This window comes from Cupriavidus sp. PET2-C1 (assembly GCF_054515855.1).
Genome location: NZ_CM137259.1, coordinates 3658028 through 3671723, shown reverse-complemented (window position 1 = coordinate 3671723; position 13696 = coordinate 3658028). Strand labels below are relative to the sequence as shown.

14 protein-coding genes are annotated in these 13696 nt (G+C 64.8%); 11 read left to right on the top strand and 3 right to left on the bottom strand.

What is annotated here, in order from left to right:
- Nucleotides 1-191: 191 nt before the first annotated feature.
- Nucleotides 192-1313 carry a Re/Si-specific NAD(P)(+) transhydrogenase subunit alpha gene (locus ACX12D_RS16540; protein WP_150985941.1) on the bottom strand — a complete coding sequence of 374 codons (1122 nt, stop codon included), beginning with the start codon at nucleotides 1311-1313 and terminating at the stop codon, nucleotides 192-194.
- A gap of 370 nt (nucleotides 1314-1683) precedes the next feature.
- Nucleotides 1684-1857 carry a hypothetical protein gene (locus tag ACX12D_RS16535; protein ID WP_459371973.1) on the bottom strand — a complete coding sequence of 58 codons (174 nt, stop codon included), beginning with the start codon at nucleotides 1855-1857 and terminating at the stop codon, nucleotides 1684-1686.
- Between ACX12D_RS16535 and ACX12D_RS16530 the strand changes: the two genes are divergently transcribed.
- From ACX12D_RS16530 to mnmA, 5 genes are all read left to right on the top strand, one after another.
- Nucleotides 1856-2659, top strand: coding sequence for a TorF family putative porin (locus ACX12D_RS16530; RefSeq protein ID WP_459371972.1), 804 nt, complete (start codon nucleotides 1856-1858; stop codon nucleotides 2657-2659). The genes ACX12D_RS16535 and ACX12D_RS16530 overlap by 2 nt on opposite strands.
- Nucleotides 2660-2785: 126 nt before the next feature.
- On the top strand, nucleotides 2786-3184 hold the full coding sequence (locus ACX12D_RS16525) for a hypothetical protein (RefSeq protein ID WP_459371970.1): 399 nt from the start codon (nucleotides 2786-2788) through the stop codon (nucleotides 3182-3184).
- Nucleotides 3171-4100, top strand: coding sequence for a 4-hydroxy-tetrahydrodipicolinate synthase (gene dapA, locus ACX12D_RS16520; protein WP_459371969.1), 930 nt, complete (start codon nucleotides 3171-3173; stop codon nucleotides 4098-4100). Before ACX12D_RS16525 ends, dapA begins: the two co-directional genes overlap by 14 nt.
- Before the next feature lie 105 nt (nucleotides 4101-4205).
- The gene (locus ACX12D_RS16515) at nucleotides 4206-4709 is read left to right on the top strand and encodes an NUDIX hydrolase (protein ID WP_459371968.1); all 504 of its coding nucleotides are present in this window, start codon (nucleotides 4206-4208) and stop codon (nucleotides 4707-4709) included.
- Complete coding sequence (gene mnmA / locus ACX12D_RS16510; protein ID WP_150985946.1) at nucleotides 4706-5806, top strand: tRNA 2-thiouridine(34) synthase MnmA; 1101 nt, start codon at nucleotides 4706-4708, stop codon at nucleotides 5804-5806. The genes ACX12D_RS16515 and mnmA overlap by 4 nt, the downstream gene beginning before the upstream one ends.
- Nucleotides 5807-5884: 78 nt before the next feature.
- Here mnmA and ACX12D_RS16505 read toward each other — a convergent pair whose 3' ends face one another.
- A complete protein-coding gene (locus tag ACX12D_RS16505) occupies nucleotides 5885-6499 on the bottom strand; it encodes a glutathione S-transferase family protein (RefSeq protein WP_459371967.1) in 615 nt (204 codons plus the stop codon).
- A gap of 450 nt (nucleotides 6500-6949) precedes the next feature.
- On the opposite strand from ACX12D_RS16505, the gene purB reads away from it, so the two are divergent.
- From purB to ACX12D_RS16475, 6 genes are all read left to right on the top strand, one after another.
- Entirely contained in the window at nucleotides 6950-8326 is a 1377-nt protein-coding gene (gene purB / locus ACX12D_RS16500; RefSeq protein WP_459371966.1) for an adenylosuccinate lyase, read from the top strand.
- A gap of 240 nt (nucleotides 8327-8566) precedes the next feature.
- Entirely contained in the window at nucleotides 8567-9160 is a 594-nt protein-coding gene (locus tag ACX12D_RS16495) for a cytochrome b (RefSeq protein ID WP_459371965.1), read from the top strand.
- A 75-nt stretch (nucleotides 9161-9235) separates the two neighbouring features.
- The gene (locus ACX12D_RS16490; RefSeq protein WP_459371964.1) at nucleotides 9236-9808 is read left to right on the top strand and encodes a YceI family protein; all 573 of its coding nucleotides are present in this window, start codon (nucleotides 9236-9238) and stop codon (nucleotides 9806-9808) included.
- 68 nt (nucleotides 9809-9876) lie between these two features.
- Entirely contained in the window at nucleotides 9877-10458 is a 582-nt protein-coding gene (locus tag ACX12D_RS16485; protein ID WP_459371963.1) for a YceI family protein, read from the top strand.
- Between the two features lie 485 nt (nucleotides 10459-10943).
- Nucleotides 10944-12335, top strand: coding sequence for a class I SAM-dependent methyltransferase (locus ACX12D_RS16480; RefSeq protein WP_459371962.1), 1392 nt, complete (start codon nucleotides 10944-10946; stop codon nucleotides 12333-12335).
- Nucleotides 12336-12357: 22 nt separating this feature from the next.
- Nucleotides 12358-13689, top strand: a complete 1332-nt coding sequence (locus ACX12D_RS16475; protein ID WP_459371961.1) for a sensor histidine kinase — start codon at nucleotides 12358-12360, stop codon at nucleotides 13687-13689.
- Nucleotides 13690-13696: the final 7 nt, after the last annotated feature.

Genomic DNA, 13696 nt, shown 5'->3' with positions numbered 1-13696 from the left:
GCTGGATGAGCTTGTAGGGAGGCCCCTGGGGTTGAGTCCTGGCGGGCCATTTGGCATGGTTCCGGGGCCTGGGTATCGGCCAGCCGTACCGGCTGTACAGCCCGGTAGCAGCAGGCGCGCTACCGTGCACCTGGCCGGAACCGCCTGGCCCCATTCTAAAGCGACCGGGCCGCGGCGGGCCCGCTGCCGCTTCAGGACGCGCCGCGGACCACCTGGCCATCCTTGCACATCAGGCAGGCGGCGACGATATCGTCCTCCAGGTTCAGCGTGAACTGGCCTTCCTTGTCGATGACGAGCTTGAGGAAGTCGAGCACGTTGCGCGCATATAGCGCCGACGCGTCGGCCGCCACCATGCTGGCCAGGTTGGTGTGCCCGATCAGCGTGACGCCGTGGCGTTCCACCACTTCGTCAGCCACCGTCAGCGGGCAGTTGCCGCCCTGCGCCGCGGCGAGGTCGACCACCACCGAGCCCGGCTTCATCGCCTGCACCGTTTCTTCCTTGAGCAGCACCGGCGCCTGGCGGCCCGGGATCAGCGCGGTAGTGATGACGATGTCGGCAGCCTTGGCGCGCTCGTGCACCAGTTCGGCCTGGCGCCGCATCCAGTCGGGTGGCATGGGGCGGGCATAGCCGCCCACGCCCTGCGCGATCTCGCGCTCTTCGTCGGTGACGAAGGGCACATCGAGGAATTTCGCGCCCAGCGATTCGATCTGTTCCTTGACGGCGGGGCGCACGTCGGAGGCTTCGATGACAGCGCCCAGCCGCTTGGCGGTGGCGATGGCCTGCAGGCCCGCCACGCCGGCGCCGAGGATCAGCACGCGGGCCGCCTTGACGGTGCCGGCGGCGGTCATCAGCATGGGCATGAAACGCTGGTAATGATGCGCGGCGACCAGCACGGCCTTGTAGCCGGCGATATTGGCCTGGGAGGAGAGCACGTCCATGCTCTGCGCGCGCGTGGTGCGCGGCGCGGCTTCCAGCGCGAAGGCTGTCAGCGTGGCGCCTGCCATGCGCGCGTTGTTCTCTGCGTCGAAGGGATTGAGCATGCCGACCAGCACGGCGCCCGGCTTCATCAGCGCGAGCTCGGCATCGACGGGGGCGCGGACCTTGAGCACCAACTGCGCGCCGAAGGCTTGCGCCGCGGTGCCAATGGTGGCGCCGACGGCCTCATACGCCGAGTCCGGCACGCTGGCGCGTACGCCGGCTCCGGACTGGACGATGACCTGATGGCCCTGGGTCACGTACTTCTTGACCGTCTCCGGGGTGGCGGCGACACGAGTCTCACCTGCCCGCGTCTCCTGCGGGATGCCGATGTGCATCGTCAATTTCTCCTTTTGCTGGCGTCTTTGAGGCGCTGTCAAAATGATTCTGGCGTTGGCGCGCGAGCTTGTCGTACGACCGCTACGACATGGCAACGCGCTCGACCAGAACCGCTTCGGCTCATTCTGACAATGCCACTGATCTGCTAGGCGGGCGGACGTCTTTGGCTCTTTTGTGCCTGCCCTTTGTGTCTGCCATGCGCCCGGCCAAGCCGAACGCAGCGCACAATTTTTTCGCAGCTTACAGGAATCTGACGATATGTGGTGACCGGCCGGTCGGCTTTTGCGCAACCGCATCACCCTCGCATCCCCCCCTCGCAGGGACTGCCGGTTCATGCCAGGGCGTGCCGGGACGTTCCCTTTACGATTTTTACGCCATCCCTTGGCGGGCCGCTATTTTCTTGACACCGATTTTAGGCGCGTGCCCGTACTGTTCCGGTCGCGCCGCGGCCACTGTCGTCCTGACGCTCGCCGTGGCTTCGGCCATCGCCTCACGCATGGCTGTCCACCGATCGATGTCTTTTCCAATTGCCAAGTTATCCATGACTGCTCTTCGCTTCCACGTTTCGCACGTCTGCCTCGCTACCCTGTCTTGCGTCACGCTTCTCGCCGCACCGGCCACCTTCGCGCAGGGCGCACCCGATGCGGCCGCAGCCGCCGACGCGTCGCCGCACACGTTCACGGCCAACGTCACACTGGCCAGCGAATATCGCTACCGGGGCCTGATGCAGTCCAATCGCCGCCCGGCGATCCAGGGCGGGTTCGACTACACGCATGCAAGCGGCCTCTACGTGGGCAACTGGAACTCCAGCATCAGCTGGCTTGGCGACAGCAACGCCAAGGTGTCGGCGCCAATCGAGATGGATTTCTATGGCGGCTTCAAGAACACCTTCACGCTGGGCGGGCTCGAATGGAATTACGACGTCGGCGTGCTGGAGTACTACTACCCCGGCGATTATCCGGCCGGCTACACACGCCCGTACACGACGGAGCTGTACGGCGGCATCGGCTACGGCCCGGTGTTCCTGAAATACTCGCATGCAGTGACCAACCTGTTCGGCTTCAACGACAGCAAGAACAGCTACTACGTGGACCTGTCGGCCAATGTGCCGCTGAACGTCTGGGACCTGACGCTCAATGCGCACGTCGGCTACCAGAAGGTGAGGAATGTCACGGACGCCTCGTACACGGACTGGAAGCTGGGGTTGACCAAGGACCTGGGCAAGGGCTTTGCGCTGGCGATCGCTTATATCGACACCAACGCCAACAAGTCGGTCTACACCAATGTGCCCGGCCGCTATATCGGCAAGGCAGCTGCCTTCGCGTCGCTCACCAAGACGTTCTGAGCATGCCGCGCCATCTTGATGACATTTTGATGGCGGCGGCGGCGATTACTGCATCAACTTGAGGCGGCCTTGCATAGCATGGTTGCATCTCCAACAGACGACCCGCCCAGCGCGGGTCCCGCTCAAATGCGACAGTCGAGCCTTGCCGTGGCCTTTGCTTGCGTGCCACGCCGCCGTCTTTCCCGCACCGAACCCCGCACCGCGCGCCTTGATGCGTCCGGCATCGACGCCGCGCTGGCCCCCGTGCCAGCGCTTGGCGCGGATACCGCGCACAGCTGGATTCGCCTGCGCCTGGCGGTGGCATCGAGCCAGGTCTTCGCGCTGCGCCAGTCGCTGCACCGCGCGATCGGGCAGCTGGCGCGCATCTATGTGGTGGAAGTGGACCACCGCCATGGCGAGACCACGCTGCATGTGGAAGTCGAGCGCGGCGGCCGCGACGCTGCCATGCACGCCATCATGATGGCCCTGCCGGCCGCCGAGTTCGGCGTCACCACGGTACTGGGACAAGACCATGCCGCGCACTGACACGATGGCGGGCTTGCGCGAAGGCAGCCGCGCGACGCTGTGGCTGCCGCTGGTGACGCCGATGCAGGGCGGCGAGCTGGACCTGGCCTGCGCGCAGCGGCTGGCCGCGCACTATGCGGCCAGCGGCGTGGATGGGCTGGTCATCCTGGGCACGACCGGGGAGGGCGGCTTGCTCACGCGGGATGAGCGGCTGATGTTTACCGCCGCGGTGCTGGAGGCGGTGGACGGTGCGCTGCCGGTGCTGGCCGGCGTTGGCGGCGTGGATACCCGCGTGGTTTGCGAGCAGGTGCGCCAGCTCGACCGCTTCGACCTGGCGGGCTACCTGGTGCCGCCGCCGTACTACCTGCGGCCCGGCGACGAGGGCATTGCCTGGCATGTCGAGCGCGTGGCGGATGCCACCTGGCGCCCGCTGATGCTCTACAACGTGCCCAAGCGGACCGGTTGCAATATGTCGCCGGCATTGGTGCAGCGGCTGGCCGCGCATCCGCGCGTCGTCGCAGTCAAAGAGTGCGACGCGGCCGGTCTTCGCGCCCTGGTCGGCAACGATCGGCTCGCAGTCTTCTGCGGCGAGGACGCGGCCATGCTGGACCACCTGCTAGCGGGTGGCGACGGCGTGGTTCCGGCTTGCGCGCACATTCGCCCGGATTTGTTCGTGCGGCTGTTGCAACTGGTGGCGCAAGGCCATGTTGCCGCAGCGCGTGCGTTGTTTGCGAGCCTGGCGCCGTTGATCTCGCTGCTGTTCTCCGAGCCCAATCCGGCCCCGGTCAAGACCGCGCTGGCATTGTGCGGGCTGGCAGGATCCGAGGTCAGGCGGCCACTGGCGCCGGCCAGCCGCGCGCTGCGCGAACGGCTGGACCAGGTGATCGCTTCGCTGCCGGCGGTGGAGGACGTGGAGCGCACTTTGCTGCCAGCTTAGCGTCGGCGCGGGCGCGGCGCCGGCTGCGCCGGCTGCGCCGGTTGCGCGGGATGCGCGAAAGGGCAGCAACCGGTAGAATGCCGGATTGCCTAAAATTTGTGCATCATGTCACACGACTGGAAGGCCAGCGTCACTGTCGCCGCGGTTATCGAACGCGGCGGCCGCTTCCTGCTGGTGGAAGAAGAAACCCCCGACGGCCTGCGGCTGAACCAGCCTGCCGGCCATCTTGACCCGGGCGAAAGCCTGATTCACGCCGTCATCCGCGAAACGCTGGAAGAAACCGCGCACACGTTCGAGCCGCGCGCGCTGCTGGGCTGCTATATGGCCCGCCCGCACTCGGCCGGCACGGTGGCGCGGCCGGGCGGAGACATCACCTATGTGCGCTTCGCCTTTACCGGCGAGCTGGGCGCGCTCGATGCCGGGCGCCAGCTCGACGTGGGCATCGTGCGCACCGTGTGGATGAGCGCCGACGAAATCCGCGCTTGTCCCGAGCGCCATCGCACGCCGCTGCTGCTGGCCTGCATCGAGGATTACCTGGCCGGCAAGCGCTTCGCGCTCGACGCGCTCTACACCCATCCTTCCGTGGTGGGCGGCGGAGTGCCGTCATGAGCCAGGGCAAGCGCGTGGTGGTGGGCATGTCGGGTGGCGTGGATTCGTCGGTGACAGCCTGGCTGCTCAAGCAGCAAGGCTATGAGGTGATCGGCCTGTTCATGAAGAACTGGGAAGACGACGACGACAGCGAGTACTGCTCGACCCGGCAGGACTGGCTGGACGTGGTCTCGGTGGCCGACCTCATCGGCGTCGACGTGGAAGCGGTCAATTTCGCCGCCGAGTACAAGGATCGCGTCTTTGCGGACTTCCTGCGCGAATACTCGGCCGGCCGCACGCCCAATCCCGACGTGCTGTGCAATGCCGAGATCAAGTTCAAGGCCTTCCTGGACCACGCCATGTCGCTGGGCGCGGACACGATCGCCACCGGCCACTACGCGCGCGTGCGCGAAGCGGGGGCGGATGTGGGTGCCGGCACGGGCCGCTTCGAGCTGCTCAAGGCCTTTGACCACACCAAGGACCAGAGCTACTTCCTGCACCGGCTGAACCAGGCGCAGTTGTCGCGCACGCTGTTCCCGCTGGGCGAGATGCCCAAGACGCGCGTGCGCGAGATCGCTGCGGAGATTGGCCTGCCCAATGCCAAGAAGAAGGATTCCACCGGCATCTGCTTTATCGGCGAGCGGCCGTTCCGCGATTTTCTCAACCGCTACCTGCCGACCAAGCCGGGGCCGATGAAGACGCCGGACGGCAAGGAAGTCGGCCAGCATATCGGCCTGGCGTTCTACACGCTGGGGCAGCGCAAGGGCATCGGCCTGGGCGGCAGCCGCGCGGGCAATGGCGACGCCTGGTACGTGGCGCGCAAGGACATGGCCAGCAACACGCTGTATGTGGTGCAGGGCCATGAGCATCCGTGGCTGCTGACGCCCACGCTCGACGCTGCCGACTTGTCGTGGGTGGCGGGCACCGGCCCGGCGGTGGGCACCACGCTGTCGGCCAAGACGCGGTATCGGCAGAGCGATGCGCCGTGCACGGTGACGGGGGCGGGCGACGATGCCCTGCAACTGACGTTTGCGCAGGCGCAGTGGGCGGTTACGCCGGGCCAGTCGGCGGTGCTGTACGACGGCGATGTCTGCCTGGGCGGCGGCATCATCCGCTAGTTCGCCGGCTGCGCGCTGCGCGGGAAGATAAAAACCGGCTCGATGGCCGGTTTTTTTATCTTCTCGTCGACCGGCGCGTCAGGCGCGCGGCGGTTCCGTGTCGATGAACGACTGGCGCTTGGCGAGCTTGTCCTGGTACACGGCGAGGCGCGGGTGGCGCTCACGCCAGGCGATGTCCGGGAAGCGGAAGTCGAGGTACGACAACGCGCAGCCCACGGCCACGTCGGCCAGCGAGTAATGGTTGCCCGAGCACCAGGGCCGGTCGGCCAGGCCGTCGGCGATGGCCGCCAGCGCCGCGTCGATCTTGCCGAGCTGGCGCTTGACCCAGCGCTCGCTGCGCTGCTCGGGCTCGCGTTGCGTGTGTTCCAGGCGCGCCAGCAGGGCGGCGTCGAGCAGGCCATCGGCCAGCGCTTCCCAGCAACGCACTTCGACGCGTTCGCGGGCGCCTTGCGGGATCATGCGGCTGACGGGCGTCAGGGTGTCGACGTATTCGACGATCACGCGCGAGTCGAAAATCGCGCCGCCGTCTTCCATGACCAGGCACGGTACCTTGCCCAGCGGATTGAACTGGGAGATGGTGGTGTCCGGCGACCACACGTCAACCTCGACCATCTGGTAATCGATCTTCTTTTCCGCCATCACTACGCGCACCTTGCGCGCGTAAGGGCTGGTTTGCGATGCATACAGCTTCATGGACTCCCCTCGAGCTTGTTATGAAGTGCATCGGTCGCGCCTCGCGCGGCCGGCATGCCCGATGCACTTCATAACAGGCTAGCGGATCGGCGAGCGCGAGTATACCCGTGCCCCGTCCGGGATGTGCCGGGCGTGCGCGGCGCCCGCCCGCCGTGTCGTCATGCCGAGACGCGAGCGCTGCCCGGCCCCGCGAACGCGTCCACAGAAGGCGGGCCGCGATGGTAAAATGCCCGCTTTCCGTCGTGCCGTCAGTCGGTTTTTGCGCCGAATTGTTCACTTTTTGAGGCGAATTGGACCTGTTTTTGTGTCTTTTCCCCTCTTTAGAGCGGTTTCGGCCATGTCGCCGGCCACTTCGGCCCGCGCGGGCCTCGCCCGGCTATTTGCCCGCGCAACCTGCCCGCCCGGCCACGCTTGCGTAACCACTTCCCTCCATCCCTCCGGTCTCCCAGCATGTCTTCTTCTTCGCTCTCCCCGCTCACCGCCCTGTCTCCCATCGATGGCCGCTACGCCTCCAAGGCCGATGCGCTGCGCGAGTGGCTCTCGGAAGCGGCCTTCATGCGCAACCGCGTCAAGGTGGAAGTGCACTGGCTGATCGCGCTGTCGCAAGCCGGCCTGCCCGACATGCCGAAGTTCTCGCCGGCCTCGGAAGCGGCCCTGCTGGCGCTGGTGGACAACTTCACCGAAGCCCAGGCATCGCGCATCAAGGAGATCGAGGCGGTCACCAACCATGACGTGAAGGCCGTGGAGTACTGGCTCAAGGAACAGGTCAAGGGCAACGCCGAACTGGAAGCCGCGAGCGAGTTCATCCATTTCGCCTGCACCTCGGAAGACATCAACAACACCTCGCACGGCATGATGCTCAAGGGCGCCCGCGAAGGCGTGATCCTGCCCACGCTGCAACGCGTGCACGCGCGCCTGGTGGAGCTGGCGCATGCCAATGCGAGCCAGCCGATGCTCTCGCGCACCCACGGCCAGCCGGCCAGCCCGACCACGCTGGGCAAGGAAATGGCCAACGTGGCGGCACGCCTGGCGCGCGCCATCGAGCGCATCCAGCGGGTGGAGCTGCTGGGCAAGATGAACGGTGCGGTCGGCAACTACAACGCCCACCTGTCGGCGTACCCCAGCTTCGACTGGGAGGCGTTCTCCAAGCAGGTGATCGAAACGCGCCTGGGCCTGACCTTCAATCCCTACACCATCCAGATCGAGCCGCACGATTACATGGCCGAGCTGTTCGACGCCATCGCCCGCGCCAACACCATCCTGCTCGACCTGAACCGCGACATCTGGGGCTATATCTCGCTGGGCTACTTCAAGCAGCGCACCAAGGCCGGCGAAATCGGCTCGTCGACCATGCCGCACAAGGTCAACCCGATCGATTTCGAGAACTCGGAAGGCAACCTGGGCCTGGCCAACGCGGTGCTGCGCCACTTGTCGGAAAAGCTGCCGCTGTCGCGCTGGCAGCGCGACCTGACCGACTCCACCGTGCTGCGCAACATGGGCGTGGCCTTCGGCTACAGCCTGCTGGCCTATGAGGCCTGCCTGCGCGGCCTGGGCAAGCTGGAAACCAACCCCGAGCGCCTGGACGAAGACCTCGACAACTGCTGGGAAGTGCTGGCCGAGCCGGTGCAGACGGTCATGCGCCGCTTTGGCGTGCCCAATCCCTACGAGCAGCTCAAGGAACTCACGCGCGGCAAGGGCATCTCGCGCGAGGCGCTGCAAACCTTTATCACCGGCCTGGCGATCCCCGACGATGCCAAGAAGCTGCTGCTGGAAATGACCCCGGCCACCTATATCGGTCGCGCTGTCAGCCTCGCCGAACGCGTGTGATGCTCCCGGCCTGCGGGCCGGCGCGGTGCAAAAAAAGCCATCCCCGGGGATGGCTTTTTTGTTGACGGGCGGCCGGCGCGGGCACGGCTTGCCGGCTGCGGCGAAATGTCACTTCAAATGGTTTGAATGATTTCATGAATTTCGGACCGTTCCGCAACCTGCCCGCCGCACAATAATGCGAGAATTCAAAGAGCAGCAGTAATTGCCGTTCAGTAAAAGATAGTGAAGGGGTCCTTATCCATGCATTCCCAAGCCAAAGCTGGCGCCCACGCTGGCGCTGCCGCAGCGCCGCAGCCGACGTCCTCCGCCTATGGGGCGACGGCAATCGGCCTGCACTGGATCATCGCGCTGCTGATCTTCGCCGCCTTCGGGCTGGGCCTGTACATGACCAGCATCCCAGGCTTGTCGATGCTCAAGCTCAAGCTGTTTTCCTGGCACAAGTGGATCGGCGTGACCGTCTTTGCCATCGCCGTGCTGCGCGTGCTGTGGCGCGCCACCCACCGCGCGCCGGCACCGGCCGCGGGCACTCCGGCCTGGCAGGCCAAGGCCGCGCACGCGGCTCACCTGCTGCTCTACGCGCTGATCGTGGTGGTGCCCATCACGGGCTACCTGTACAGCTCGGCTTCAGGGGTTCCCGTGGTCTACCTCGGCATCTGGCAGCTGCCCGCGCTGATCGAGAAGAACGATGAGCTCAAGGAAATCCTCAAGCTGGCCCACATCTGGCTGAACTACCTGATGGCCGTGATCGTCGTAGTGCATGCGGCGGCTGCCATCAAGCATCAGTTCATCGAGCGCGATGGCACGCTGGCGCGCATGCTGCCGTTCCTCAAGTAAGCCGACGTACCGACATACCGACATACTGATAAATGACCGAGGGCCGCATGGCCCTCTTAGCGACAGGAGTTTTTAATGAAACGCATTCCCCGCCCGAGCGCGCTCCTGATGGCAGCCACGCTGGCCACTGCCGGCATCGCAGCCAACTACGCCTGGGCCCAGGTCGACGCAGCCAAGAGCTCGGTCACCGCGACGGCCCGCCAGATCGGCGTGCCGATGGAGGGCAAGTTCAAGAAGTTCGACGCCACGGTCGCGTTCGATCCCGCCAAGCTGGCCACGTCCTCGGCCAAGGTCGAGATCGACGTGTCCAGCTTCGAGATCGGCGACGCCGAGACCACCAAGGAGGTCAAGGGGCGCGACTGGTTCGACGCGGCCAAGTACCCCAAGGCGCTGTTCCAGTCGACCAGCATCAAGGCCGGCGCCGCCGGCAAGTATGAGGTGACGGGCAAGCTCACCATCAAGGGCAAGACCCAGGACGTCGTGATTCCGGCAAGCTATCGCCAGGATGCCGGCGGCCAGGTGTTTGAAGGCGTGCTGCCGATCAAGCGCACCGTGTACAACATCGGCGACGGCGAATGGAAGGACACTTCCGTGGTGGCCGACGATGTCCAGATCAAATTCCGTATCGTGACCGTGGCTAAGAAGTAAGCGCGCGGCGCCCATCTTCCCTGCCATTCCTTTTGCTGTTCATCCCCAACTTTTTGCCGGGAGCTCTCATGAAATTGCGCACCATCCTCGCCGCTGTCGCGGCCCTGTCCGTCGTCGGCGTTGCATCCGCCAACACGGTGACCTACAACCTCGATCCCACCCACACGTACCCGAGCTTCGAAGCCGACCACCTGGGTGGCCTGTCGACCTGGCGCGGCAAGTTCGAAAAGTCGAGCGGCGTGGTGACGCTGGACCGTGCTGCGAAGACCGGCTCGGTGGACATCAAGATCGATCCCGCCTCGGTCGACTTCGGCAACAGCAAGCTGAACCAGCACGTGAAGGGCCCTGACATGTTCAACGTCGAAGCCTTCCCCGAAGCCACCTACAAGGGCAAGTTCTCCAAGTTCAACGGCGATGTGCCGACCGAAGTCGATGGCGTGCTGACCCTGCACGGCGTGTCCAAGCCGGTCAAGCTGGAGATCCGCGACTTCAAGTGCATCCAGCATCCGATGCTCAAGCGCGAAGCCTGTGGTGCTGACGCGGTGGGCACCTTCAGCCGTGCCGATTTCGGTATCGACTACGGCGTGAAGATGGGCTTCAAGCCCGAGGTCAAGCTGGCGATCCAGGTCGAAGGTGTAAAGGCGGACTAAGCGCCGGCCAAGCGTCGACTAAAAAGGCCGGCCAGGACGGACGGCACAGGCTGCGCGATGCCCGGGCTTTGTCCCGCGGCGCCGCGCATGCAAGCAGCAAGGCAAAAGGCCGGGAGCATTCCCGGCCTTTTGCTTTATTTCCGGCGGTTTCCGTCGTTCCCGGCTCGGCGGGCGGGCTTGCGCAGGTTGTGTTGTCTGCACTTGACGCCCACAGTACAATGATCCGCTAAGATTCAGTTACAGTCTCACCCAGTACAGCCTCACGCAGTTTCAGTCTCAGTCACAGTTACCAGGGTGTAGTCGCGCGCGTGCCAACATCAGGACGCCCATGCCCGCAACCGATTACCGACATGTATCCCAGCAGTACCCCCTGATACTGGCCTAGCGTAGCGATCCATCGCCCTACGAGCTGTACCCGGCCAGTCAATGATGCATGTTGAACTGGGCGGCCGGCAGCGTTTTTCGGATTTCTCTGGCGCAATACCGTGTACTCCCAAACGCAAATCGATCCGGTGGTTAGTTTCCGCAACTCGCAGGGCGAGCAGGTGCGGGGCACAATTATCAATCTCCAGAGAAAAGCTCTGGTGATGGAAATCTACAATCCATACTCGATCGTCCAGGTCAGCGAGGTGCTGAGCGAGCTGAGTGTGCGCATGGGCAGCAAGAACGCCTACCTGGGCAAGGCGGTGGTGATGAGCCTGGTGAACACCGGCCTCACCGCGGTGGTATCGCTGACGCTGATCGACGAATGGCGCGAGCTGAGCGACCTGCCCAATGAGCCAAAATCGGTTGGGCGCGAGGCCGAACTGTTCATCAACGACTGGGATGCGCGCTTCAATATCCGGCGCGATTACCAGATCGTGGTCAATGAAATGCGCGCGTTTCTCTCGGAAGTCTCGCGCTGGGTCGAGCAGGTCGACCTGACCGAGAACCTGCCCAAGACCGACGGACGGCTGCGCGAGGACGTGTTCTATGAGCTCGCCACGCCAATCATGCTCAAGGTCAAGACCTACCTCGACCGGCTTGAAGGCGAGGCCGAGCAGGTGGACGCGGAGATCGCGCCGGTGCACCGCACATACGCGCAATCGGCCCTGCATCCGCTGCTGCTGCGCGCTCCCTTTGTCTACCGCACCTTCACCAAGCCGCTGGGCTATGCGGGCGACTATGAGATGGTCAACCAGATCCTGAACGATCCGCAGCAGGGCCCGACCACCTACTTCCAGATCGTCAATACGGCCTTCCTCAAGGCGGCCGTGGCGACCGCCCACCGCAACCGGATCGACCTGCTGGTCGATTTCCTGTCGCGCCAGGCCGATGCCGCCCGCGCGGCCGGCAGGCCATTTCGCATCCTCAATGTCGGCTGCGGCCCGGCCTTCGAGATCCAGCGCTTCGTGCGCGAGTATCCGCAGCCCGAGCTGCTGTCGTTCCAACTGGTCGACTTCAGCGAGGAGACCCTGGCTTACACCAAGTCCTCCATCGAGAGCTCGGCCGCCTCGGCGGGGCACAAGGTGTCGGTGGAGATGGTGCATCAATCGGTACATGAGCTGCTCAAGCGCAAGATCGCGCCGGACGACGCCGGGCTGCGCGAGTTCGATGCGGTGTATTGCGCCGGGTTGTTCGACTACCTGTCCGATAAGGTGTGTTCCCGCCTGCTGAGCTATTTTGCTGCGCGTACGCGGCCGGGCGGCCAGTTGCTGGTAACCAACGTCCATTCGGACAATCCGGAGAAATTCGGCATGGAACACCTGCTGGAGTGGTACCTGATCTATCGCGACGAGGCCAGGATGAGTATGCTGCTGCCCGAACAATCCCGTGATCACAAGCTCTATGTCGACCAGACCGGGGTCAATGTGTTCGCGGAAGCGATCATCCTCTGAAACGCCAGTAGCCGGCCCAGCCATGAGCACCAATCAACTTTACGCGGGTTACCAGACCGAGCTGGCGGATTTCCGCCTGGCCTTCAGCCGCGGCGGCGCCTATACCGCCATCGTGCTGGTGCTGCTCGGCGTGGGGCTGGACTACGGCCAGTACCCGCAGTTGCAGGCGCCCTTCGCCGTGGCGCGCGTGCTGGTGTCGCTGCTGATCGCCGGCATCGTGATGCTGTTGTACAGCACGGCAGGGCGCCGTTTTGCGCCATGGCTGACGCTGTCGTGGCTGCTGCTGCCGCAGATCATGATCTCGTGGATGATCTGGCATACCGATGGCGTGGAGTCGCCGTATTACGTCGGGCTGAATCTCGCGATCTTCGCGTCTGGCATCGCGCTGCCGTTCGGCCTGTGGCAGAACCTGGTCTTCGGGATCCTGTCCTACCTGTTTTACCTGCTCGCCTGCGTGCTGCATTCCGGCGGCATCGAGCCGGCTGGCACCTTCATCGTCAATTCGCTGTTCCTGCTGTTCGCCGCGGCGGCCAGCGCGGTCTATACCTTCTTCAATGAACGGGCGCGCTTCATGCTGTTCCGGCTGAAGGCCGAAGTGGCGGAGAAGAACGGCGAGCTCGAAGTGATCAACCGCAAGCTGGTCGACATCAAGGGCCAGATGCTGCAGCAGGAAAAGATGGCCGCCATCGGTACACTGGCCGCGGGCCTGCTGCACGAGGTCAACAACCCGGTCAACTTCTGCCTGATGGCGATCGAGGTCGCGCTGGAAGAACCGGTGGCCAAGAACGAGCCGATGCTGCAGGAGTGCCTGGTCGACGCCAAGCAGGGCATGCAACGCATCCAGCATATCGTGTCGGACCTGAAGACCTTCGCTTATCGCAAGCCCGGTGCTGAAGCGGAAGGCACGCCCTTCCTGTTCGAGAAGGCGCTCGATTCCTCGATCCGGCTGACCGCGCATGAGCTGCGCGGGGTGGCCGTCACGCGCGAGCTGCCGACCGATACGCTGGTGCTGGGCGACGAAGCCGCGGTGATCGGCGTCCTGATCAACCTGTTTTCCAACGCCGCGCTGGCCATGCGCAAGGCCGGCACGCAGGCCCCCGCCATCCATACCACGGTGAAGTGGGTTGAGCGCCGGCTGCATGTGACCGTGAAGGACAACGGGCCGGGCATAGCGCAAGAGCACCTGGCGCGCGTGTTCGAGCCGTTCTTCACCACGCGCGAAGTCGGCCAGGGCCTGGGCCTTGGCCTGTCGATCAGCTACGCGGTGATCGAGCGTCACGGCGGCGTGCTGTTTGCCGAGAGCGAACTGGGCCAGTGGGCCTCGTTCAGCTTCGACCTGCCCCGAGCCGACTGAGAATGCC